This is a genomic window from Caulobacter sp. GW822-FHT01G02 (genome assembly GCF_058802865.1).
Genome location: NZ_JBXAON010000001.1, coordinates 811,516 through 833,442 on the forward strand (window position 1 = coordinate 811,516; position 21,927 = coordinate 833,442).

The following is a 21,927-nucleotide window of genomic DNA, read 5'->3' on the forward strand; positions in this document are numbered from 1 at the left end:
CGTCGCTTTTTCGTCCGGCGCGGGCCCTAGTGGGCGTGCTCGGGTTCCTTGTGGTGGGCGTCGTGATGCCCGGCGGCGTGAGCGTCATGACCGGGCGCGGCGTGCGCGGGCTCGTCGTGAGTCGCGGCATGTTCGCCGTGGTGCTCGTCATGCACCGCGGCGTGCGTGTCGTGGCCGTGGTCGTCATGGCCGACCGGGTGGGCCGAGGCGGCGGCGACCATCGGGTTCACGTAGCCGACGTGCTCGGCCGGCGCGTGCGGCTCGGGATGAGCCTCGGCGTGCAGATCGTGGCCGTGGCCGTCATGCGCGGCATGGCCATCGTGGGCGTGAGCGTCGTGGCCATGGCTATCATGCGCCTGGCCATGATCGTCGTGGCCATGACCGTGGTCGTCATGATGCGAGACCGCCGAAGCGACCGCCGCGCCGGCCACCGCGCCGCCGGCGGCGGCCAGGAACGGGTTGACGTGCGAGACATGGGTCGAGGCCGGGGCGTGCTGCTCCTGCTCATACTCCATCTCGTTGCGGCCGTAGTCGGTCAGGGTGCGGTACTTGCGCTGGCGCTCGGCGCGACGACGCGCCGCCGAGGCGCTGCGCGAGACGCCGACCAGGATGATCAGCGCCAGCAGCACCAGGGCTGAGCCCAGGGCGGTCTTGATCGGCACGGCGCCGAGGCCCGGCAGCGTGACGTTTCCGTTCAGGGCGCCCAGGTCGAGCTTGCCCACGCCCTTCTTGGCCTGTTCCGGCAGGGCGGCGACGCGCTTGCTGATCTCGCCCAGCGAGAAGCCTTGCGGGGTCTTGGCGCCGTTCAGCTCGAGGCCGAACCGCGACGTCAGCTGGCCCTTGGCCTCCGGACCGGGCTTGACCTGCCAGGCGAAGGTGGTCGGCTCGCCCGGCTTGACCACGGCCGTCTGACGGCCGTTCGGGGTGACTTCATAGCCTTCGCCCGAGAGTTCGGCATAGGCGCTGGTCTTCTTGGCGGCCTTGGTCAGGCCCAGCTTGGCGGCTTCCTGCTTGATCAGGTCGCCCAGCGTGGCCGGCAGCGACAGGGTCACCTGGCCGGGCTGGTTCTTGCCCAGGCTCTCGCCGGCGGCCAGGACCGCGCCATTGGTGGCGGCGGGCGCGACGACGGCCTGCAGTTTCTCGAGCTTGGTCGCCGGCTTCGCGGGAGCGGCCGGAACGACCGGCGGCTTGGCGGCCACGACCGGCGGCTTGGCCAGCGGCGCGGCGGGCACGGCCGGCTTGACGGCCTGGACGGGCGCGGGAGCCGAGGCGACCGTCTTCGGGGTCACCGGCTTGGCGACGACCATCGGCTTGGGCGTCGGCTTCGACACCGCGTGAGCCGTCGGGGCGGCCGGGATCGTCGCGTGGACGCGATGCGGCTTCTGTTCGTAGCGGCTGGAGCCCTTCGGATTGGCGATCGGGCGCATGGCCGTGACCAGCGTGCCGTCCGGGCGGCGCCAGGTCTTCAGATGCGAATTGCGCGAAGGCGGCGGCGGCAGAGGTCTGGACTCCACGCCGGCGTCGGCGCGGGCCTGGGCTTGCGCCTGGCTCGGACCACCCAGCAGGCCGTCCTGAGCCTGATCGGCGCTGGGCGGCGGCGCGGCCCCCATCAACTCCGGCGTCATGGACGCATCCTGGCGGTCGCTGGGCGGCGGCGGCGCGCTCACCTGGTCGCCGGCGCTGCAGCCGGCAAGCATCAGAACGCCGACCGCCGTAGTGGCCAAGGCGGCCAAGCGTACCTTACGTCCAAACATCGGGTCCCCCGATCCCATGTCTAACTCCTCCGCGAGCAAGCGCTCGCGGACCATTGTTCGCGAGAAGAGCACGTGCTTGCGACGAAATCAAAACGGTTAAAAGGGATTCACGAAACAGTTTCGTCCTGCGCGCGAACTTTCGAGGCTTCATAAAGCGCGATGGCCGCCGCGGCCGACACGTTCAGGCTTTCGAACCCGCCGGGCATCGGGATCTTTCCCAAGGCGTCGCAATGTTCCGCGACAAGACGACGAACGCCTTCGCCCTCCGAACCCAGAACGAGGACTGTGGGCTGGTGGTCGAGTACGGCCTCCAGGCTTTCCTCGGCCTCGCCGGCCAGGGCCACGGCCCGCCAGCCCATGTCGGCCAGTTCCTCCAGGGCGCGGGACAGATTGACCACGCGCGCGTGCGCGACCTTGTCCACCGCGCCCACGGCGGTCTTGGCCAGGACGCCGGAGAGCACCGGGGCGTGGCGATCCTGCAGGATCACGCCCCTGGCCCCGAAGGCGGCGGCCGAGCGGAAGATGGCCCCGATGTTCTGCGGGTCGGTGATCTGGTCCAGCATCACCAGCAGCCCCTTGGCGGGCGAGCCCATCTCGGCGATCGACAGGGACTCGGCCTCGTCGATCTTCAGGGCCAGGCCCTGGTGCACGGCGCCCTGCGGCAGGTGCTTGGCGATCTCCTGGCCCTCCATCACCTGCAGGCAGGTCAGCTTCTGCAGATCGGGGCCGAGTCGCTTGGCGCGGTCCGGGGTCGCCAGAAGGCGCTTCGGCGCCGGCCGCAGCGGGTTGGAAAGCGCCGCCTCGACGGCGTGCGTTCCCCAAATCCAGTCCTTGGCGTCGCCTTGCCCGCGAGAAAACTCGTTTTTATTCCGGGGCTTGGAACGAAAATCGCGTCCGGGTGCAGAAGGACGTTTCCGGTCGTTGCGTTCGGAATGAGAGGACACTATAAGACGCGCTCCGATTTGGGGCCCCAAGGGTTTCTTAGCCGGCCGGCGCTGCTCTTAGCATCGTCCGTCACCGTCCAAAGAAGCTTTTGTTCTGGTTCGAAGTTCAACGGCTTGCCGTTGCGCATCGAACCGGCTAAAGGCCGCCGGCTTCGGAACTCCGTCGCGTGCTTGGGGGAATGTCCCGAGTGGCAAAGGGGGGGGACTGTAAATCCCCTGGCGTACGCCTTCGCAGGTTCGAGTCCTGCTTCCCCCACCATGCACGCGACGAGTTTCGAGACGGGCGCGTCCTGAAGGCAAGATGGGTCCCAGAGCCAGAGACCGGGAGCCGATCGCGACCCCGCTAGCCCACGATTGGGTGATAAGGCGGGTATAGCACAATGGTAGTGCAGCAGCCTTCCAAGCTGAGGATGCGGGTTCGATTCCCGCTACCCGCTCCAGCTCCCCATATGAGTTACCCCAACAACACCCGCCGGCGCGAAGGTAGAGACGATGGCCAAGGAAAAGTTCGAACGCACTAAGCCGCACTGCAACATCGGCACCATTGGTCACGTTGACCATGGCAAGACGACGCTGACGGCGGCGATCACGATCACGCTGGCGAAGACGGGCGGCGCGACCGCCAAGAACTACGCCGACATCGACGCCGCGCCGGAAGAAAAGGCCCGCGGCATCACGATCAACACCGCGCACGTCGAGTATGAGACGGCCAACCGTCACTACGCGCACGTCGACTGCCCCGGCCACGCCGACTACGTGAAGAACATGATCACGGGCGCGGCCCAGATGGACGGCGCGATCCTGGTCGTGTCGGCCGCCGACGGCCCGATGCCGCAGACCCGCGAGCACATCCTGCTGGCCCGTCAGGTCGGCGTGCCGGCCCTGGTCGTGTTCATGAACAAGGTCGACATGGTCGACGACGAAGAGCTGCTGGAGCTCGTCGAAATGGAAGTGCGCGAGCTGCTGAGCTCGTACCAGTTCCCGGGCGACGATATCCCGATCACCAAGGGTTCGGCCCTGGCCGCCGTGGAAGGCCGCGACGCCAAGATCGGCGAAGACGCGATCCTGGCGCTGATGGCTTCGGTCGACGCCTACATCCCGCAGCCGGAACGCCCCGTTGACCTGCCGTTCCTGATGCCGGTCGAAGACGTGTTCTCGATCTCGGGCCGCGGCACCGTGGTCACGGGCCGTATCGAAAAGGGCGTCGTCAAGGTCGGCGAGGAAGTCGAGATCGTCGGCATCCGTCCGGTCCAGAAGACGACCTGCACGGGCGTCGAAATGTTCCGCAAGCTGCTGGACCAAGGTCAAGCTGGCGACAACGTGGGCGTGCTGCTGCGCGGCACCAAGCGTGAAGACGTCGAGCGCGGCCAAGTGCTCTGCAAGCCGGGTTCGATCACCCCGCACACCAAGTTCGTGGCCGAGGCCTACATCCTGAACAAGGAAGAAGGCGGCCGTCACACCCCGTTCTTCACCAACTACCGTCCGCAGTTCTACTTCCGCACGACCGATGTCACCGGCATCATCAAGCTGAAGGAAGGCGTGGAAATGATCATGCCGGGCGACAACGCCGAGCTGGACGTCGAGCTGATCACCCCGATCGCCATGGACCAAGGCCTGCGCTTCGCCATCCGCGAAGGCGGCCGCACGGTCGGCGCCGGCGTGGTCGCGAAGATCGTCGAGTAATCGACCTTCTTCAGCACGCGCTGAATTGATCTAGCGAAGGCCCTGGAGAGCAATCTCCGGGGCCTTTTTGCTTACGGTTTGTCCGCCACACGCGGCGCTTCCATGTCGCGACCGCCTTGGTGCAACACCAGCGCCGTCGCCGGCGCATCGCCCGTCTGCTTGAAGCTCAGCTTGGCGTCGGGTCCGACCGCCGTGAACTCGCCCGGGGCGGTGGCGACGATGGCGACCGGGCCCTGGCCGGTGGCCTGGGTGACCAGCTTGTCGCCATCGCGGAACACCTTGAGGATGAAGGTCGGGCTCAGGGCGTAGGCGCCGACATACTTGTCCAGGGTCGCGGTCGACAGGGCGACGGCCTTGGGCGCCGCATAGGTCCCGAAGCACAGGCCCGCCAGGTTGTTGGCCATCGGCGTCGCCGGCGCGGCCTGGAAGTTCGACAACACGATCGTGACCAGGCCGTCCTTCGGGTAGCGATGCATGGCGGTGGCGAAACCGTTGATGCCGCCGCTGTGCGACACTCGCTCGTGGCCGTCCTGCACCCCGACGCTCCAGCCGTAGCCGTAGTGGTTGAGGTTCTCGGTCCAGGCGGCCTTGCGCGAGGCGTCGGTCAGGATCTTGCCGTCCGTCAGGGCGGTGTTCCAGATCAGCAGATCATCGACCGTCGAATAGAGCGAGCCGGCCGCGTAGGGCAGGCTCATGTCCAGATAGTCGGCGTTGCGCCAGCCCGCCTTGCCGGGCTGGTAGCCCGAGGCGCGCTTGGCCAGGATCTCGCCGCTGATGTCGTAGCCGGTGTTCCTCATGCCCAGCGGCTGGAAGATGTGCTGGTTCACATAATCGGCATAGGTCTGGCCCGAGACCTTCTCGATGACGACGCCCAGCAGGATGTAGCCGGTGTTGTCATAGGCGAACTTCGTGCCTGGCTCGAACTCCAGGGGCTTGTCCTGGGTGAGCTTGACGATCTCCTCGGGCTTCAGAGGCAGCTTCGAAGTACCCTTGGAGAAGAAATCCGGAATGCCCGTGTAGCTGGGGATGCCGGAGGTGTGGTTCAGCAGGTGCTTGATCGTGATCTTCGACCAGGCCGTCGGGGCGTCGGCGTAGAACTTGGAGACGGGATCGTCGACCGACAGCTTGCCGGCCTCGGCCAGCTGCAGGATCGCGGTGGCGGTGAACTGCTTGGTCAGCGAGCCGAGGCGGAACTTGGTGTCGGGGGCGTTGGGAATGTCCCATTCGCGATCCGCCGCGCCGAAGCCTTCGCGCAGCAGTGGCGCGCCGTCCTTGGCCACCAACACCGAACCCGTGAAGCGGCCGGCCTTGACCTGCTCTTCCACCAGGGCGCGGGCCTGCTTGGCGTAGTCGGCGGGGCAGCTTTGACCCGCGGCCAGGGCCGGGCTGGTCAGCAGCAGGCTGGCAGCGCCGAGCGCCAGGATCTTGAGCTTCATGGAAACGTCCCCTCGATTGAGAGGCGACGATCACCCCTGGCGATCCCGGCCGCAATTTAAGGATGCGTAACCTTGGCGCTCAGCCCTCGACGAACCGTGGGATCGGTCCGACTTGCGGCGTCTGGTCGGGCAGTTCGACGAATTCCTCGTCCATGAAGCACCAGCCCCAGCCCTCGGGCGGATCGTAGCCCTCGATGATCGGATGCTTGGTCGCGCGGAAATGGGCGGTGGCGTGCCTGCTGGGGCTGTCGTCGCAGCAGCCGACATGGCCGCAGGTCCGGCACAGGCGCAGGTGGACCCACCAGCCGCCGGTCTTCAGGCACTCCTCGCAGCCCTTGGAGCCGGGCGTGACGTGATGGATGGAGTCGCCGTGCGTGCAGGTCATGAGCGCGGTCCTCTAGGCTTCGGCGAGATAGGCGTGGATGGCGGCGACGGCCTGTGCGCCTTCGCCGATGGCGGCCCCGACCCGCTTGACCGAGCCGGCCCGGACGTCGCCGATCGCGAACACGCCCTTGCGGCTGGTCTGCAGCAGCGGATGGCCGGGCGCGAGGTCGGTCCCGGTGCGGACGAAGCCGTGATTGTCCAGCTCCACATGGCAATGGGTCAGCCAGGCGGTGTTGGGCGCGGCGCCGATGAACAGGAAGAGGTGGCTGATCGCCTGGACGGTCTCGACGCCGTCCGGACCGCGCCAGCGCACGGCCGACAGCTGGTTGGGCTTGCCGTCCTCGCTTTCGAGGTCGACGATCGCGCTTTTGACGATGACCTCGATATTGGGCGTGCTCTCGATCCGGTCGATCAGGTAGCGGGACATGGTCGCCGCCAGGCTCTCGCCGCGCACGATCATCCAGACCTTCTTGACCTGGCTGGCCAGATAGACCGCGGCCTGGCCCGCGGAGTTGCCGGCCCCGACCAGGGCGACCTCCTGGCCGGCGCACAGCTTGGCCTCCAGCGGCGAGGCCCAGTAGTGGACGCAGGCGCCTTCGAAGCGGTCGAGGTTCTCGACCTCCAGCCGGCGATAGCGGGCGCCGCTGGCGATGACCACGGTCTTGGCCTGGGCGGTCTCGCCGCTGGCGAGGGACAGGCGATAGCGATGCTGCCCGTCGTCGTCGCAGACCAGCGAGGCGACCTCGTCGGGAATGGCCAGCTCGGCCCCGAACTTCTGGGCCTGGCCGTAGGCGCGGCCCATCAGGGCCATGCCGGTGATGCCGGTGGGAAAGCCCAGATAGTTCTCGATCCGCGCCGAGGCTCCGGCCTGGCCGCCGAAGGCGCGGGTGTCCAGCACCAGCACCGACAGCCCCTCCGAGGCGGCGTAGACGGCGGTCGCGAGACCCGCCGGCCCCGCCCCGACGATGGCGACGTCATAGAGGCGGTTGGCGTCGATCGGTCCGACCAGGCCGATACAGCGGCCCAACTGGTGATTGGTCGGCTTTCGCAGGATCTCGCCGTTCGGACACAGCACGATCGGCAGTTCGCTGTCGTCGACCTGGAAGCGCTCGATCAGCACTTTGGCGCAGTCCATCTGGTCGGGGTCGAGGTGCTGGTAGGGATGGCCGTTGCGCGCCAGGAATCCCGACAGGCGGATGACCTCGGCGTCGGCTTCGCGGCCGATGATGATCGGGCCGCCGGCGCCGGTCTCGATCAGGCTGACGCGGCGCAGGATCAGGGCGCGCATGATCTGTTCGCCCAGCTCGGCCTCGGCGACCAGCACGGCGCGCAGACGCTCCGGGGCGATCAGCAGCGCCTCGACCTGGGTGAGGGCCTTGACGTCGACCAGAGAGGGACGCCCCGACAGCTGGGCGATCTCGCCGACGAACTGGCCGGCGGCGTGCTCGACGATCGGCTGGCTTTCGTCGTGGGCGTCGCGGCGGCTGATCGCCACCCGACCGGCCAGGATGACGAACAGGCCGGGCGAGGCGACGCCGGCCGTGGCCAGGGCCGCGCCGGGCTCTGCATGGACGACATGGCCGAAGCGGCGCAGCCGATCGATCTCGGCCGTCTCCAGCCGGGGAAGCATCTGCGCGCGTCGGGTGTCGAAGGTCGTGCCAGCCATGGGAGGAGATTGCGTCAGGAACGGCTCGCGGTCATCCGTTGAAGGTGACGGATTTGAACATTCGTGCGGTGACGTGACGGAGTCATTCGATCGAATGGTTCCTTTCGCACGAAGTGAGGCCTAGGTTTCGACCATGTCGCGTTCCTCCGCTACCCCACGCCCCGCCGTGCAATGGCGCGCCGGGACTCCTGTCCAGGCCCTCGAGCGGCCCCTGCCGCGCGAGACGGCCGTGGGCCTCTCGTTCGATGGCCGTCCGCACACGGTGCTGATGGCCACGCCGCGGGATGTCGAGGACCTGGCCCTGGGCTTCGTGATCACCGAAGGCATAGCCGCCGCCGGCGACGTGCTGGACATCGTCCGCAAGGACGAGGCGTTGGGGATTCTGGTCGATATCCGCCTGGCGCCCGGCGCCCTGGCCAAAAAGGCGCGACCGCGCAACCTGGAAGGCCGCTCCAGCTGCGGGCTCTGCGGCGTACAGCGGCTGGCGGACGCGGTGCGGCCGCTGCCGGTGCTGGGCGAGGGCGCGCGGATCGAACACGCGGCCATACCGCTCGCTCTGGCGGCGCTGGAGGCCGAGCAGGCCCTGGGTCGCCTGACCCGCGCCACCCACGCGGCGGCCTTCTTCAATAGAGTGGGCGGCCTGGTCGCGGTGCGCGAGGATGTCGGCCGGCACAACGCCCTCGACAAGCTGGCCGGCCTGATGGCGCGCCAGAAGATCTCGGCGGCGGACGGCTTCATCGTCGTCACCAGCCGCGCCTCGTTCGAGATGGTCGAAAAGACCGCGCGGATGGGCTGTTCGATCCTGGTCGCGGTCTCGGCCCCGACCGAGCTGGCGGTGATCAAGGCGCAGGAGGCCAACCTGACGCTGGTCGCCCTGGCCCGCGCCGACGGCCACGCGGTGTTCGCTGGCGGCGAGCGTCTTATAGAGTCAGAGTTGGAGCCAGTCTGATGGCGGACGACAAGGTTGCTCCAGGCAAGGTCGAGGGCGTTCGCCCCTACACCCATCCCGCCGGCGGCTGGGACGCGCTGAAGGCCGTGGCCGGCGCTCTGGTCGACCAGGAGACGGTCGTCGAGGGCGGCAAGACCTTGATGCGGGCCAACCAGCCCGAGGGCTTCGACTGCCCCGGCTGCGCCTGGCCCGATCCCAAGCACACCTCGTCCTTCGAGTTCTGCGAGAACGGCGCCAAGGCCGTGGCCTGGGAGGCGACGACCAAGCGCGCCACGCCGGAGGTCTTCGCCCAGCATACGGTCAGCGAGCTGTTGACCTGGACCGATCACGCCATCGAGGACCTGGGCCGGCTGACCGAGCCGATGGCCTACGATCCGGCCGACGACCGTTATAAAGCGATTTCGTGGGGCGAGGCCTTCGCCCGCGCCGGCGGAGCGCTCAAGGCCTTGGCCCATCCGAATGAAGCGGAGTTCTACGCATCGGGACGAGCCTCGAACGAGGCGGCCTTCCTTTATCAGCTGCTGGGCCGGCGGTTCGGGACCAATAATTTCCCGGACTGCTCGAACATGTGCCACGAGCCGACCAGCGTCGGCCTGCCGGACTCGATCGGCCTGGGCAAGGGTTCGGTGACCCTGGAGGACTTCGACCACGCCGACCTGATCCTGTGCTTCGGGCACAATCCCGGCACCAACCATCCACGGATGATGACCTCGCTGCGCGACGCCAGCCGGCGCGGCGCGACGATCCTGGCCTTCAATCCGCTGAAGGAACGAGCGCTGGAGAAGTTCGCCGCGCCGCAGGATCCGGTCGAGATGGCGACCCTGAGTTCGACCCCGATCGCCTCGGCCTATTTCCAGCTGAAGATCGGCGGCGACGCGGCCTTCGTGCAAGGCATGATGAAGGCGGTGCTGGCCATGGAGGCCCGCGACGGCGGCGTCCAGGATCGCGCCTTCATCGAAGAACACACCGCCGGCTTCGAGATCCTGGCCGCCCAGCTCGAGGCCATGGACTGGGCCGAGATCGAGGCCGGCAGCGGCATGTCCCGCGAACGGATCGAAGAGGCGGCGACGGTCTACGCCCAGGCCAAGGCCACCATCCTCTGCTACGGCATGGGCCTTACCCAGCATCGCGACAGTTCCGGCACGGTGCAGCAGCTGGTCAATCTGCTGCTGCTGAAAGGCAATATCGGTCGGGAAGGGGCGGGGATCTGCCCATTGCGCGGACACTCCAACGTGCAGGGCAACCGCACGGTCGGCATCTGGGAGAAGCCGTCCAAGGCGCTGTCGGACGCGATCCAGGCCGCCTTCGGCTTCGAACCGCCGCGCGAGCACGGCCATACGGTGGTCGAGACGATCGAGGCGATGGAAGCTGGCCGGTCCAAGATGTTTCTGGGCCTGGGCGGCAATTTCGCGGTGGCCGCGCCGGACCCGGTGCGGACCTTCGCGGCCATGCGCAAGCTGGACATGGCCGTCCACATCGCCACCAAGCCCAACCGCACGCACCTGCTGATCGGCAAGGCGGCGATCCTGCTGCCCTGCCTGGGTCGCACCGAGATGGACGTCCGCGCCGGCGTGCGCCAGTCGGTGACGGTCGAGGACTCGATGTCGATGGTCCACGCCTCGCGCGGCCTCAATCCGCCGGCGTCCGAGCACCTGATGTCAGAGCCGGCTATCGTATCGGGGATCGCTCACGCGACCTTCGGCCACGACCCGCATGTCGACTGGCTGGGTCTGGCCGACGACTACGACGCCATCCGCGATCTGATCGCTCGGGTCTTCCCAGGCTTCGAAGACTATAATGACAGGGTCCGCGTTCCGGGCGGCTTCCGTCTGCCGGTCGGGCCGACGGAGCGGGTGTGGAAGACGGCCAGCGGCAAGGCCAACTTTCTGCCGTTCAACCCCAAGGGCGGCGATCCGCGCCAGGGCGATCCGGACGTGATGATCCTGACCACCCTGCGTAGCCACGACCAGTACAACACCACGATCTATGGGCTGAACGACCGCTATCGCGGGGTGTTCGGCCGGCGTGACGTGATCTTCGCCAACCCCGACGACATGGCCCGGCTGGGCCTGGCGCAAGGCGACCTCGTCGACCTGGGCGCGGCGTTCGACGAGACCGGCGAGCGGATCGTGCGGGCCTTCACCGTGGTGGCGCGCGACATTCCGCCGGGCTGCCTGGCGGCATACTATCCCGAGACCAATGTCGTGGTGTCGCTGGACGACCATGACCAGCGCTCGGGCACCCCGGCCTACAAGTCCGCCCCCGTGCGCTTGCGTCCTCACCAGACCGCTTGGCAAGGCGCGGCGGCGCGCAACTAAAGCGGTTGTTAGGAGCCGCTATGTCTAATGCGCCCAACCCAAGGGAGAGGGCGTGGGCGTGGATGTCGAGACCGTGGTGGTTTCAGAGCTGGGAGCGGCCGAGCGCGCGCTCTGGAGCCGCTTCCGCGAGGAAGACCCCGCCCTAGCCAGTCCTTATTTCGACCTGCGCTTCGTGGAGGCCGCCAGCCAGGTCGCGCCGAACGCCCGGATCGCTGTCATTCGCGAGGACGGGGCGGTTCGCGGATTCCTGCCGTTCCAGCAGCGGGGCGGCCTGCTGCAGCCCCTGGCCGCGCCGCTCAGCGACTTCCACGGTCTGATCGCCGAGCCGAATCTCTCCATCGGCGCGCTGTTGCCGCGCCTGGAGGGCGTGCGCCGCGCGCGGGTCAGCGGCCTGATCGGGGCGGGGGAGGCGGACCGGCCGGGGCTGTCGGCCCGTCGCGCGATGGCCGCCGATCTCTCGCAGGGCTTTGACGCCTACCTGGCCAGCCGCGACACGCGGTTCCTGAAGGACAAGCGCCGCCGTCGGCGGGCCCTGGAGCGCGATCACGGCCCGCTGTCGTTCGACTTCGAGCGGCCGACACGGGCGGAAATCGACCTGGTCATCGATCGCAAGCGGGCTCAGCTAGCGCGCACGCACCAGTACGACATCTTCGCCTGCGGCTGGACGGTCGCGCTGCTGCATCGGCTGGCCGAGATCGACGCGCCGGACTTCGGGCTGCGGCTGGCGGTGCTGAAGGCGGGCGGCGCGCTCGTCGCCGCCGAGCTGGGCCTGACCTCGGGCGCGCGGCATCACCTGTGGTTCCCGATCTACGACCCGGCCTTCGCCAAATACTCGCCGGGCAGCCTGATGACATTGGACACCCTGAAGACCGCCGCGGCGCGTGGCGTCACGCGCGTGGATTTCGGCGTCGACGCCGACGCCTACAAGCGCGACTTCGCCGATCCGGCCGAGGCGGCGTTCGAAGGGCTGATCGAGCGGCGAGCCTCCTCACGGGGGCTGTCGATGCGCGGCTTCGGCGTTTCGCGGCTAGCCCGGCGGCTCGACCGCATCGTGGCCTGCGAGCCTGGCCTGGTCGGCCAAATCCGGGGCGGCACGGGCTTCATGGCCGCCATGGCGCGCCGCCATCCCAGGCTGGGGGCGGGCGTGGGCCTAGGACTGGGGTTGGGACTGAGCTTGGCCGCGATGATGGTCGACTAGGCGACCCGCGTTATATGACATCGCGGTCATGACCTCGAATTAAGTCGAAACCTTGTCGGGCGACCGCTAGCTTCCCCTTATCGAATTACACGCAATCGAGGGGAGAACATCGATGCGCGCTCTGACTACCCTGGCCGTTCTGGCCGCCGCCGTCACCGCCGCTGGCGCCGCTCAAGCCGCACCGTCCGTGAAGATCAAGGACGCCGTCGCGCGCGTGGTGGTGATCCCCGAGAACCGCACCGATGTGAAGGTCGAGTTCATCACCACCAACGCCGACCTGCCGCTGAGCGTGCGCCAGAATGGCGACGAGGTGATCGTCGATGGCGACCTGCGCATGAACCGGATCAACAGCTGCAACAGCCGCGACGGCAAGGTCTGGGTGAAGGTTCGCGGCGTCGGCCAGGTGTCCTACGACAACTTCCCGCAGGTGGCCGTGCGCGTGCCGATGAACGTGCGGGTGCAGGCTGGCGGCGCCGTGTTCGGCGACATCGGTCGCTCCGACAGCGTCAACCTGGCCAATGCCGGCTGCGGTGACTGGACCGTGGCCAACACCAGGGGCGAACTGCACGTCAGCCAGGCCGGTTCGGGCGACACCAAGGCCGGCACGGCGTCGTCGGTCGAGATCAGCATCGCCGGCTCGGGCGACGTGGCGACTCAGGCCATCTCGGGTGACCTGGAGGCCAGCATCGCGGGCTCGGGCGACATCAAGGTGGCCAGCATCGCCGGCAAGCTGGAAGGCAATATCGCCGGTTCGGGCAACATCACCGTACTGGGCGGCCGCAGCCGCATGGTCGAAGTCAATGTGATGGGGTCGGGCGACGTTGCCTTCAACGGCGAGGCCGACGATGTCGACGTCTCGGTCGCCGGCTCGGGCGACGTGCGCATCGCCAAGGTCAACGGCGCGGTCAAGAAGCATGTGGCCGGTTCGGGCGACGTGATCATCGGCGGCCGCTGATCGGCGAGCGTCGCTATATATATAGAGTGAAGGCCCCGGGATCGCTCCCGGGGCCTTCTTCATATCCGGACCTTGGGTCCAGGCCGTCCTTAGCGGACGCCGAAGCCGAACAGGTCGCTGGCCGTGGCCAGGTCGGCGCCGGCGCGATCGCGGTCCTTCAGGCTGCCGCCGAACGTGTAGCGGAAGCCGACCTTCACGGCGTCCGAGTTCAGCTTGGCCAGGTCCTTCGATTCCGCGTGGGTGTACTTGGCGAAGGTCGACCAACCGGTGTTGGCGAACTTGTATTCGCCACCGGCGTTCACGTCCCACAGGTCGGCGTTGACGTTGGTGTCGATGCGCGACCAGCCGGCGCCGGCGTTCAGGCGGAAGTTATCCGACACGAAGTAACGGGCTTCGCCGCGGACGGTGTACAGGTCGGCGTCCAGGTCGTTCGACTGGCCGTAGGCGACCAGGCCCGTCAGCGTGACGTTGTTCAGGTACTTCTGGGCTTCGGCGCCGACCGCCCACAGGGTGTCGTTCGACGGACGCGACAGGGCGGTGAAGCCGCCGACGCGCACGGTGTCGCCCAGCTTGGTGGTCAGGTGCACGGCGCCCGACGCGACGGTTTCGTCCGACAGGTCGTTGTCCGAGATCGAGACGTCGCCGTTGGCGGTCACGGTCCAGGCGCCCGAGAGCGGGATGGCGACCGAGCCGTCGAGCACGGCTGACGTGCCATTGGCGCCGCCGGCGCGGGTGTTGACGTCGGCGTAGTTCACGGCGGCGCCGACCGAACCGATGTTTTGGGCGAAGGCCGGGGCCGAGACGGCGGCGGCGATCAGGGCGGCGGTGGCGAAGAGCTTCGTATTCATAGTGGGGTATCCCCTTACACAAGAGTGGCTCACCGGCTGGCTGGACGGTCGTTGTTGGGGGGAGGGGGCCGCCCAGTCCGTCGGTGAGGGGCGGCATCTATGGAGGTTCGACCTTGGCCTCAAGATCGCCGGCGACGCTTCAAGGCGGATTTATACAAATTTGTGACACTTGCGCGGGTCAGATTTTCGCCTACGCGCGAGCGGGCGCACGTTCTTGCTAACCATTGGGCCATGTAGGTTAAAAGCAGACCGACGTTATGTTTTCGCGGGACTTGCGCCGCGGGGGCAGGGCGCCTATTCAGAACCGGCCCGACGAGTCGCGTCCCACAAAGGCGCGAGGAACCGGACAGAGCGCTTGACGAAACCGATTCCGGAACGTACAAGCGCGCCTCTGTTGGACCGGCTGTGAGCTCTCGGGCTCAAACGCGGTTCGCGAGACGCCCGGACATAGCGCCTCAAGCCTTCTTTCGAGAGGGTGGTGTGATATCTGGTCATCAGCCCCGGCGGGAAACCGCGGGGGTCATTTGTTTTGCGGACGCTGCGTACGAGCTCTCTCGGGAGTTCGAGTTGGTCTTTGAAATGGTTCGAGACGCGGGCGCAGCCCACTAGGAAACCGAGCGATATGGATCGTCAGAACATCCGCATCCGGCTCAAGGCCTTCGATCACCGCGTGTTGGATCATTCCACGCGCGAGATCGTCAACACGGCCAAGCGTACGGGTGCGACGGTGCGGGGCCCCATCCCCCTGCCCACGCTTATCGAGAAATTCACCGTCAACCGTTCGCCGCACGTCGACAAGAAGTCGCGCGAGCAGTTCGAGATCCGTACGCACAAGCGCGTTCTCGACATCGTTGACCCGACTCCGCAGACCGTGGACGCGCTGATGAAGCTCGACCTGTCGGCCGGCGTTGACGTCGAAATCAAGCTGTAAGGAGGGCCGATCCATGACTCTCCCCACCCAACGCACCGGCATCATCGCCAAGAAGCTCGGCATGACCCGCTTCTTTGACGAAGCTGGTCAGCACGTGCCGGTCACCGTCCTGTCGCTCGACGGTTGCCAGGTCACCGCTCAGCGCACCGTTGAGAAGGACGGCTACACCGCCCTCCAGCTCGGCGCCGGCGCCAAGAAGGCCAAGAACACCCCGAACGCCATGCGCGGTCACTTCGCGAAGGCGGCCGTTGAGCCGAAGCGCGTCGTCGCCGAGTTCCGCGTCGAAGAGAACGCCCTGATCGAAGTCGGCGCCGAACTGACGGCCGACCACTTCGTCGCCGGCCAGAAGGTCGACATCCAAGGCGTGACCGTCGGTAAGGGCTTCGCCGGCGCCATGAAGCGCTGGAACTTCGGTGGTCTCCGCGCCACCCACGGTGTCTCGGTCTCGCACCGCTCGCACGGCTCGACCGGTAACCGCCAGGATCCGGGTCGTACGTTCCCGGGCAAGAAGATGGCGGGTCACCTCGGTCAGGAAACCGTCACCACGCTGAACGTCACCGTTTGGAAGGTGGACGTCGAGCGCGGCCTGATCCTGATCAAGGGCGCTGTCCCGGGTCACGAAGGCAGCTACGTGAAGGTTCGCGACGCCGTGAAGAAGGCTCTGCCCGCCGACGCTCCGCGTCCGGGCGCCTTCCGCAAGGCTGGCGAAGCTCCGGCCGCCGCTGAGACCCCCGCTGAAGAGGCCCCCGCGGCTGCGACCGAAGAGGGCGAAGGCTAATGAAACTCGACGTCATCAAACTGGACGGCGGCAAGGCCGGTTCCGTTGATCTCGACGACGCCATCTTCGGCATCGACGAAATCCGCGGCGACATCCTGCAGCGCGTCGTGACCTGGCAGCTGGCCAAGCGCCGCTCGGGTAACCACAAGATTCAGGTTCGTAACGAGGTCTCTCGTACGAGCAAGAAGATGTACAAGCAAAAGGGCACCGGCGGCGCTCGTCACGGCTCGCGCCGTGCGGCTCAGTTCGTCGGCGGCGCCAAGGCCCACGGCCCTGTCGTCCGTAGCCACGCTTTCGACCTGCCGAAGAAGATCCGGGCCCTGGCTCTGCGCCACGCCCTGTCGTCGAAGGCCAAGTCGGGTGCGCTGGTCGTCCTGGACAGCGCCATTCTGACCGAAGCGAAGACGGCCGCCCTGCGCGCCAACTTCGACAAGATCGGTCTGAAGAACGCCCTGGTCATCGCCGGTCCGGAAGTGGACGCGAACTTCAAGCTCGCCGCCCGCAACATCCCGAACGTGGATGTCCTGCCGAACGCCGGCCTGAACGTCTACGACGTGCTGCGTCGCCAGACCCTCGTCCTGACCAAGGACGCGGTCGAAGCGATCTCGGCGCGTTTCGCTGAGAAGGAAGCCGCCTAATGGCCGCCACCGCTCGCCACTACGACACGATCCTGTCGCCGGTGATCACCGAAAAGACGACCCTGCTCTCGGAGCAGAACAAGGTTGTCTTCAAGGTGGCCAACGACGCGACCAAGGACGAAATCGCCGCCGCCGTCGAAGAGCTGTTCAAGGTCAAGGTCACGAAGGTCAACACCATCGTGACCAAGGGCAAGACCAAGCGCTTCCGTGGCATCGTCGGGCGTCGCAACGACGTCAAAAAAGCGATCGTGACCCTGGCCGACGGCCAGTCGATCGACATCACGACGGGGCTCTAATCAGATGGCCTTGAAGCATTTCAACCCGACCAGCCCCGGCCAGCGCGGCCTGGTGCTGATCGACCGCAGCGAACTTCACAAGGGCAAGCCCGAGAAGAAGCTCGTTGAAGGCCTGACCAAGTCGGGCGGTCGCGGCGGCAATGGCCGTATCGCGGTCCGTTTCCGCGGCGGCGGCGCCAAGCGCCTGTATCGTCTGGTCGACTTCAAGCGTCGTAAGCAAGGCACGGCTTCGGTCGTTCGTCTTGAGTACGATCCGAACCGCACCGCCTTCATCGCCCTGATCAAGTATCAAGCCGATGGCGAGCTGTCGTACATCCTGGCCCCGCAACGCCTGAAGGTTGGTGACGAAGTCGTCACTGGCGAGAAGGTCGACGTGAAGCCGGGCAACGCCTCGCCGCTGCGCACGCTGCCGATCGGCACGATCATCCACAACATCGAGCTGAAGCCCGCCAAGGGCGGTCAGATCGCCCGTTCGGCTGGCGCCTACGCCCAGCTGGTCGGCCGTGACGCCGGCTACGCCCAGATCCGCCTGAACTCGGGCGAACTGCGCATGGTGCTCGATACGTGCATGGCCACCGTCGGCGCCGTTTCGAACCCCGACCACATGAACCAGAACCTCGGCAAAGCCGGTCGTTCTCGTCACATGGGCCGTCGCCCGCACGTCCGCGGTGTCGCCATGAACCCGGTCGACCACCCCCACGGTGGTGGTGAAGGTCGCACCTCGGGCGGCCGCCACCCGGTGACCCCGGCTGGTAAGCCGACCAAGGGCGCCAAGACCCGCGTCAACAAGGCCACGGACAAGTTCATCATCCGTTCGCGCCACAAAGCGAAGAAGGGCCGCTAAGCCATGACCCGCTCCGTCTGGAAAGGCCCGTTTGTCGACGGGTACCTCCTGAAGAAGGCCGACGCCGCTCTGTCGTCGGGCCGCAAGGACGTCATCAAGACCTGGTCGCGTCGTTCGACCATCATGCCGCAGTTCGTCGGCCTGGTGTTCGGCGTGCACAACGGCCAGAAGCACGTCCCGGTCTCCGTGTCGGAAGACATGGTTGGCATGAAGTTCGGTGAGTTCGCGCCCACGCGTAACTTCCCGGGCCACGCCGCCGACAAGAAGGCCAAGAGGAAGTAATCATGGCCAAGCAGAAGCAAGAACGCCGCCTGCCGGCCGCCGAAGCGATGTGCAAGGTGCGCACCCTGCGCACCAGCCCGCGGAAGCTGAACCTGGTCGCTCAGTCCATCCGTGGCCTGAACGTCCAGCGCGCTCTCAACGAGCTCGAGTTCAGCCACAAGCGTATCGCCCAGGACGTCCGCAAGGCGCTGTACTCGGCGATTTCCAACGCCGAGAACAACCACAACCTCGACATCGACTCCCTGGTCGTCGCCGAGGCCTATGTGGGCAAAAACCTGATCATGAAGCGTTTCTCGCCCCGCGCCCGCGGTCGCGCGACGCGCGTCGAGAAGCCGTTCTCCGAGATCACGATCGTGGTCCGCGAACTGGGTGAGGCCGCCTAATGGGTCAGAAAGTCAATCCTGTCGGGCTGCGGCTCGGCGTAAACCGCACCTGGGACAGCCGTTGGTTCGCCGACGGCGCCCAGTACGGCAAGATGCTGCACCAGGATCTCGCGATCCGCGCCAACCTGAAGAAGCGCCTGTACCAAGCCGGTGTCTCGCGCATCATCATCGAGCGTCCGCACAAGAAGTGCCGCATCACGATCTATGCCGCTCGTCCGGGCGTCATCATCGGCAAGAAGGGCGCTGACATCGACAAGCTCCGCAAGGATCTGTCGATCAAGACCGAGGGCGAAGTCCACCTGAACATCGTCGAGATCCGCAAGCCGGAAACCGACGCTCAGCTGGTGGCCGAGTCGATCGCTCAGCAACTCGAGCGCCGTATCGCTTTCCGTCGCGCCATGAAGCGTTCGATCCAGTCGGCCGTGCGTCTCGGCGCCAAGGGCATCCGGATCAACGTCTCGGGCCGCCTCGGCGGTGCGGAAATCGCTCGTATGGAATGGTACCGCGAAGGTCGCGTGCCGCTTCACACGCTGCGCGCCGACATCGACTTCGGTTTCGCCCAAGCCAAGACCACCTATGGCATCATCGGCGTGAAGACCTGGATCTTCAAGGGCGAGGTGCTGGAGCACGATCCGATGGCGCTCGACAAGCGTCTCGCCACTGAGTCCGGCCCGGCCGGCGAAGGTGGTGGGCGTGAGCGCGGCGATCGTCCCGACCGGGGCGACCGCAACCGTCGCGATCGCGGTTAAGGATTAGATCGCTATGCTGTCTCCGAAAAAGACCAAATTCCGCAAGCAGTTCAAGGGCCGTATTCACGGCGCTTCGAAGGGCGGCACCCTGCTGAACTTCGGTTCGTACGGCCTCAAGGCCGTCGAGCCGGAGCGCATCACGGCTCGCCAGATCGAAGCCGCCCGTCGCGCCATCACCCGCCAGATGAAGCGTCAAGGCCGCGTCTGGATCCGTATCTTCCCGGACGTGCCGGTCACCGGCAAGCCGGCCGAAGTCCGGATGGGTAAGGGTAAGGGCGCCGTGGATTACTGGGCCGCTCGCGTGGCTCCGGGCCGTATCATGTTCGAAATCGACGGCGTGCCGGACGATATCGCGCGTGAAGCGCTCCGCCTGGGCGCCGCCAAGCTGCCGATCCGCACTCGTGTTGTCACCCGCCTCGACGCGGGCGTGGCCCAGGAGGCTTGAGGCTCATGAAGATCGCTGACATCCGGGGCCTGACCCCCGACCAGCTGGCCGACACCCTGATCAGCCTGAAGAAAGAGCAGTTCAACCTGCGCTTCCAGGCCGCCACGGGCCAGGTCGAGAAGACCCACCGCGTCAACGAGATCCGCAAGGATATCGCGCGGATCAAGACCGTGCTGCGCGCCAAGGCCGCGGCTTAAGGAGAACGATATGCCCAAGCGTATCCTCGAAGGGGTGGTCGTCTCCGATAAGGGCGACAAGACCGTGGTGGTGAAGGTCGAACGGACCATCGTTCACCCGGTTCTTAAGAAGATCGTGCGTCAGTCCAAAAAGTACCACGCGCACGACGAATCCAACGCGTACAAGGCCGGCGAAGCTATTCGCATCGTCGAGTGCGCTCCTAAGTCCAAGCTGAAGACCTGGGAAGCACTTCCCAAGGCTTCGGCTTAATCTGGAAGGTTTAGACCATGATCCAGATGCAAACTAACCTGGAAGTCGCTGACAATTCTGGCGCTCGCCGGGTCATGTGCATCAAGGTGTTGGGCGGCGCAGGCCGTCGCTACGCCAGCGTGGGCGACGTCATCGTCGTCTCCGTGAAGGAAGCCATCCCGCGTGGCCGCGTGAAGAAGGGTGACGTGCTTCGCGCCGTCGTCGTTCGGGTGAATCAAAATCTGAAGCGCAAGGATGGCTCGGTCATCCGCTTCGATAAGAACGCCGCGGTCATCGTGAACAAGGCGAGCGAGCCGGTCGGCACGCGGATCTTTGGCCCGGTTCCTCGTGAACTGCGCGCCAAGAACCACATGAAGATCATCTCCCTCGCTCCGGAGGTGCTGTAATGGCCGCTAAGATCAAGAAGGGCGACCGCGTCGTCGTTCTGGCCGGCAAGGACAAGGGCAAGCAAGGCGCTGTGACCCAGGTTCTTCCGAAGGAAAACCGGGTTGTCGTGGAAGGCGTGAACATGGTTTCGCGTCACACCAAGCCGACCCAAGCCGAACCGCAAGGCGGCATCAAGCAAAAGGAAGCCGCGCTGCACGTCTCGAACGTCGCCATCGTGGACTCCAAGGGCAAGCCCACCCGCGTCGGCTTCAAGATCGAAGGCGACAAGAAGGTGCGTGTCGCCAAGACGACCGGCGAGGTGATCAATGGCTGATCAAGCTTATGAGCCCCGGCTGAAAACCGTTTATCGCGAGCGCATCCGCGCCGCGATGAAGGAGCAGTTCGGTTACACCAACGAGATGCAGATCCCCAAGCTGGACAAGATCGTCCTGAACATGGGTATCGGCGAGGCTGTGGCCGACTCCAAGAAGGCCCAAGTCGCTCTGAAGGACCTGCAGGCGATCGCCGGCCAAAAGCCTGTCGCCACCAAGGCCCGCAAGTCGATCGCCGGCTTCAAGCTGCGCGAAGGCATGGTGGTTGGTGGCAAGGTCACCCTGCGCAAGGACCGGATGTACGAGTTCCTGGACCGCCTGGTCACGATCGCGCTGCCGCGCGTGAAGGACTTCCGTGGTCTGAACGGCAAGAGCTTCGACGGCTGTGGCAACTACGCCATGGGCCTGAAGGAGCACCTGGTGTTCCCGGAAATCAACTATGACCAGATCGAACAGATCTGGGGCATGGACATCATCGTCTGCACCACTGCGAAGTCCGACCAGGAAGCCAAGGCGCTCCTGAAGGAATTCCAGTTCCCGTTCACCAATTAAGAGCGGGCAGGGAAAAGCACCATGGCAAAGAAAAGCGCCGTCAACCGCAACGAAGCCGTCAAGGCCCTCGTCAAGAAGTTCGCCGAGAAGCGCGCCGCGCTCAAGGCGACCGCCAACGACGAAAGCCTGCCGCTCGAGGAACGCTTCGAGGCCCGCCTCAAGCTCGCCAAGCTGCCCCGCAGCAGCTCGGCGATCCGCATCCGCAACCGCTGCGAAGTCACGGGCCGTCCGCGCGCCTACTACCGCAAGCTGAAGATGAGCCGTATCGCGCTCCGCGAACTGGGTTCGCAGGGTCAGATCCCCGGCCTCGTCAAGTCGAGCTGGTAAGGACGATCAGATGTCGATGAACGATCCCCTGAGCGACCTGATCGCTCGCATCAAGAACGCCGCCACGCGCAAGCGCAACAAGGTCTCGACGCCGGCTTCCAAGCTGCGCGCCCGCGTCCTCGACGTGCTGGCCGATGAAGGCTACATCCGCGGCTACTCGCTGATCGAGAAGCCCGGCGCGTTCCCCGAATTCGAGATCGAGCTCAAGTACTTTGACGGTGAGCCCGTGATCGCCGAAATCAGCCGCGTGTCCAAGCCTGGCCGTCGCGTCTACTCGTCGATCAAGGACCTGAAGCCGATCAAGAACGGCCTGGGCATCTCGATCCTTTCGACGCCGAAGGGCGTCATGTCGGACACCGCTGCACGCGACGCTAATGTCGGCGGCGAAGTCCTCTGCCGCGTCTACTAGGCGCGGGAGGGAA

Annotated in this window: 28 protein-coding genes and 2 tRNA genes; 24 read left to right on the forward strand and 6 right to left on the reverse strand. The window is 66.3% G+C overall.

The genetic code is table 11. From position 1 onward, the window contains the following. Nucleotides 1-26: 26 nt before the first annotated feature. Both stpX and rlmB read right to left on the reverse strand, forming a co-directional pair. Nucleotides 27-1,754, reverse strand: a complete 1,728-nt coding sequence (gene stpX / locus AC1RNC_RS03765; RefSeq protein ID WP_492883826.1) for a stalk-specific protein StpX — start codon at nt 1,752-1,754, stop codon at nt 27-29. A gap of 107 nt (nt 1,755-1,861) precedes the next feature. Continuing rightward, entirely contained in the window at nt 1,862-2,698 is an 837-nt protein-coding gene (gene rlmB, locus AC1RNC_RS03770) for a 23S rRNA (guanosine(2251)-2'-O)-methyltransferase RlmB (protein WP_492883828.1), read from the reverse strand. 173 nt (nt 2,699-2,871) lie between these two features. Here rlmB and AC1RNC_RS03775 point away from each other — a divergent pair. From AC1RNC_RS03775 to tuf, 3 genes are all read left to right on the forward strand, one after another. Beyond that, nucleotides 2,872-2,957 (forward strand) — tRNA-Tyr (locus AC1RNC_RS03775). A gap of 107 nt (nt 2,958-3,064) precedes the next feature. Next, a tRNA-Gly gene (locus AC1RNC_RS03780) sits at nt 3,065-3,138 on the forward strand. 52 nt (nt 3,139-3,190) lie between these two features. Further along, nucleotides 3,191-4,381, forward strand: a complete 1,191-nt coding sequence (gene tuf, locus AC1RNC_RS03785) for an elongation factor Tu (protein ID WP_492883830.1) — start codon at nt 3,191-3,193, stop codon at nt 4,379-4,381. A 71-nt stretch (nt 4,382-4,452) separates the two neighbouring features. Here tuf and AC1RNC_RS03790 read toward each other — a convergent pair whose 3' ends face one another. The 3 genes from AC1RNC_RS03790 to AC1RNC_RS03800 form a co-directional block, all read right to left on the reverse strand. Next, nucleotides 4,453-5,817 (reverse strand): serine hydrolase, encoded by a 1,365-nt coding sequence (locus AC1RNC_RS03790; RefSeq protein WP_492883832.1) that lies wholly within the window; start codon nt 5,815-5,817, stop codon nt 4,453-4,455. 79 nt (nt 5,818-5,896) lie between these two features. Beyond that, the gene (locus AC1RNC_RS03795) at nt 5,897-6,202 is read right to left on the reverse strand and encodes a UBP-type zinc finger domain-containing protein (protein WP_492883834.1); all 306 of its coding nucleotides are present in this window, start codon (nt 6,200-6,202) and stop codon (nt 5,897-5,899) included. Nucleotides 6,203-6,214: 12 nt separating this feature from the next. Continuing rightward, nucleotides 6,215-7,867, reverse strand: coding sequence for an FAD-dependent oxidoreductase (locus AC1RNC_RS03800; RefSeq protein WP_492883836.1), 1,653 nt, complete (start codon nt 7,865-7,867; stop codon nt 6,215-6,217). A gap of 133 nt (nt 7,868-8,000) precedes the next feature. Here AC1RNC_RS03800 and fdhD point away from each other — a divergent pair, with 133 nt between their 5' ends. The 4 genes from fdhD to AC1RNC_RS03820 all read left to right on the forward strand — a co-directional run bounded on the left by fdhD (nt 8,001) and on the right by AC1RNC_RS03820 (nt 13,287). Beyond that, nucleotides 8,001-8,816: a formate dehydrogenase accessory sulfurtransferase FdhD gene (gene fdhD, locus AC1RNC_RS03805; protein ID WP_492883838.1), complete on the forward strand. Its 816-nt coding sequence runs from the start codon at nt 8,001-8,003 to the stop codon at nt 8,814-8,816. Beyond that, nucleotides 8,816-11,134, forward strand: a complete 2,319-nt coding sequence (locus AC1RNC_RS03810; RefSeq protein ID WP_492883840.1) for an FdhF/YdeP family oxidoreductase — start codon at nt 8,816-8,818, stop codon at nt 11,132-11,134. Before fdhD ends, AC1RNC_RS03810 begins: the two co-directional genes overlap by 1 nt. Nucleotides 11,135-11,186: 52 nt before the next feature. Continuing rightward, nucleotides 11,187-12,332, forward strand: a complete 1,146-nt coding sequence (locus tag AC1RNC_RS03815) for a GNAT family N-acetyltransferase (protein ID WP_492883842.1) — start codon at nt 11,187-11,189, stop codon at nt 12,330-12,332. Between the two features lie 112 nt (nt 12,333-12,444). Continuing rightward, nucleotides 12,445-13,287, forward strand: a complete 843-nt coding sequence (locus AC1RNC_RS03820; RefSeq protein WP_492883844.1) for a GIN domain-containing protein — start codon at nt 12,445-12,447, stop codon at nt 13,285-13,287. Nucleotides 13,288-13,376: 89 nt separating this feature from the next. Here the strand turns inward: AC1RNC_RS03820 and AC1RNC_RS03825 are convergent, their stop codons facing one another. After that, nucleotides 13,377-14,135 (reverse strand): outer membrane protein, encoded by a 759-nt coding sequence (locus tag AC1RNC_RS03825; protein WP_492841095.1) that lies wholly within the window; start codon nt 14,133-14,135, stop codon nt 13,377-13,379. Between the two features lie 405 nt (nt 14,136-14,540). Here AC1RNC_RS03825 and AC1RNC_RS03830 point away from each other — a divergent pair, with 405 nt between their 5' ends. The 17 genes from AC1RNC_RS03830 to rpsH are packed head-to-tail and all read left to right on the forward strand — an operon-like array spanning nt 14,541 to nt 21,914. Beyond that, nucleotides 14,541-14,744, forward strand: coding sequence for a hypothetical protein (locus AC1RNC_RS03830; protein ID WP_492841093.1), 204 nt, complete (start codon nt 14,541-14,543; stop codon nt 14,742-14,744). A gap of 13 nt (nt 14,745-14,757) precedes the next feature. After that, complete coding sequence (gene rpsJ, locus AC1RNC_RS03835; RefSeq protein ID WP_004616952.1) at nt 14,758-15,066, forward strand: 30S ribosomal protein S10; 309 nt, start codon at nt 14,758-14,760, stop codon at nt 15,064-15,066. 13 nt (nt 15,067-15,079) lie between these two features. Next, the gene (gene rplC, locus AC1RNC_RS03840) at nt 15,080-15,844 is read left to right on the forward strand and encodes a 50S ribosomal protein L3 (protein WP_492883847.1); all 765 of its coding nucleotides are present in this window, start codon (nt 15,080-15,082) and stop codon (nt 15,842-15,844) included. After that, nucleotides 15,844-16,482 (forward strand): 50S ribosomal protein L4, encoded by a 639-nt coding sequence (rplD, locus tag AC1RNC_RS03845; protein WP_125159668.1) that lies wholly within the window; start codon nt 15,844-15,846, stop codon nt 16,480-16,482. The genes rplC and rplD overlap by 1 nt, the downstream gene beginning before the upstream one ends. Continuing rightward, on the forward strand, nt 16,482-16,778 hold the full coding sequence (locus tag AC1RNC_RS03850) for a 50S ribosomal protein L23 (protein ID WP_004616934.1): 297 nt from the start codon (nt 16,482-16,484) through the stop codon (nt 16,776-16,778). The genes rplD and AC1RNC_RS03850 overlap by 1 nt, the downstream gene beginning before the upstream one ends. A gap of 4 nt (nt 16,779-16,782) precedes the next feature. Next, complete coding sequence (gene rplB, locus AC1RNC_RS03855) at nt 16,783-17,622, forward strand: 50S ribosomal protein L2 (protein WP_099579544.1); 840 nt, start codon at nt 16,783-16,785, stop codon at nt 17,620-17,622. Nucleotides 17,623-17,625: 3 nt separating this feature from the next. After that, nucleotides 17,626-17,904, forward strand: coding sequence for a 30S ribosomal protein S19 (gene rpsS / locus AC1RNC_RS03860; RefSeq protein ID WP_035049354.1), 279 nt, complete (start codon nt 17,626-17,628; stop codon nt 17,902-17,904). Nucleotides 17,905-17,906: 2 nt separating this feature from the next. Beyond that, entirely contained in the window at nt 17,907-18,287 is a 381-nt protein-coding gene (rplV, locus tag AC1RNC_RS03865) for a 50S ribosomal protein L22 (RefSeq protein ID WP_010919132.1), read from the forward strand. Beyond that, nucleotides 18,287-19,036, forward strand: a complete 750-nt coding sequence (gene rpsC / locus AC1RNC_RS03870) for a 30S ribosomal protein S3 (protein WP_492841086.1) — start codon at nt 18,287-18,289, stop codon at nt 19,034-19,036. Before rplV ends, rpsC begins: the two co-directional genes overlap by 1 nt. Before the next feature lie 13 nt (nt 19,037-19,049). Further along, entirely contained in the window at nt 19,050-19,481 is a 432-nt protein-coding gene (rplP, locus tag AC1RNC_RS03875) for a 50S ribosomal protein L16 (protein ID WP_125159664.1), read from the forward strand. A 5-nt stretch (nt 19,482-19,486) separates the two neighbouring features. Continuing rightward, nucleotides 19,487-19,678 (forward strand): 50S ribosomal protein L29, encoded by a 192-nt coding sequence (gene rpmC / locus AC1RNC_RS03880; protein ID WP_047413099.1) that lies wholly within the window; start codon nt 19,487-19,489, stop codon nt 19,676-19,678. Between the two features lie 10 nt (nt 19,679-19,688). Further along, complete coding sequence (rpsQ, locus tag AC1RNC_RS03885) at nt 19,689-19,928, forward strand: 30S ribosomal protein S17 (RefSeq protein ID WP_492841083.1); 240 nt, start codon at nt 19,689-19,691, stop codon at nt 19,926-19,928. A gap of 17 nt (nt 19,929-19,945) precedes the next feature. Further along, nucleotides 19,946-20,314, forward strand: coding sequence for a 50S ribosomal protein L14 (gene rplN / locus AC1RNC_RS03890; RefSeq protein ID WP_125159663.1), 369 nt, complete (start codon nt 19,946-19,948; stop codon nt 20,312-20,314). Beyond that, nucleotides 20,314-20,628 carry a 50S ribosomal protein L24 gene (gene rplX / locus AC1RNC_RS03895; RefSeq protein ID WP_125159662.1) on the forward strand — a complete coding sequence of 105 codons (315 nt, stop codon included), beginning with the start codon at nt 20,314-20,316 and terminating at the stop codon, nt 20,626-20,628. Before rplN ends, rplX begins: the two co-directional genes overlap by 1 nt. Then, entirely contained in the window at nt 20,621-21,178 is a 558-nt protein-coding gene (gene rplE, locus AC1RNC_RS03900) for a 50S ribosomal protein L5 (RefSeq protein WP_492883851.1), read from the forward strand. The genes rplX and rplE overlap by 8 nt, the downstream gene beginning before the upstream one ends. A 21-nt stretch (nt 21,179-21,199) precedes the next feature. Further along, nucleotides 21,200-21,505, forward strand: coding sequence for a 30S ribosomal protein S14 (gene rpsN, locus AC1RNC_RS03905; protein ID WP_047413112.1), 306 nt, complete (start codon nt 21,200-21,202; stop codon nt 21,503-21,505). 10 nt (nt 21,506-21,515) lie between these two features. Continuing rightward, nucleotides 21,516-21,914: a 30S ribosomal protein S8 gene (gene rpsH / locus AC1RNC_RS03910; RefSeq protein ID WP_099579526.1), complete on the forward strand. Its 399-nt coding sequence runs from the start codon at nt 21,516-21,518 to the stop codon at nt 21,912-21,914. The last annotated feature ends 13 nt before the right edge of the window (nt 21,915-21,927 follow it).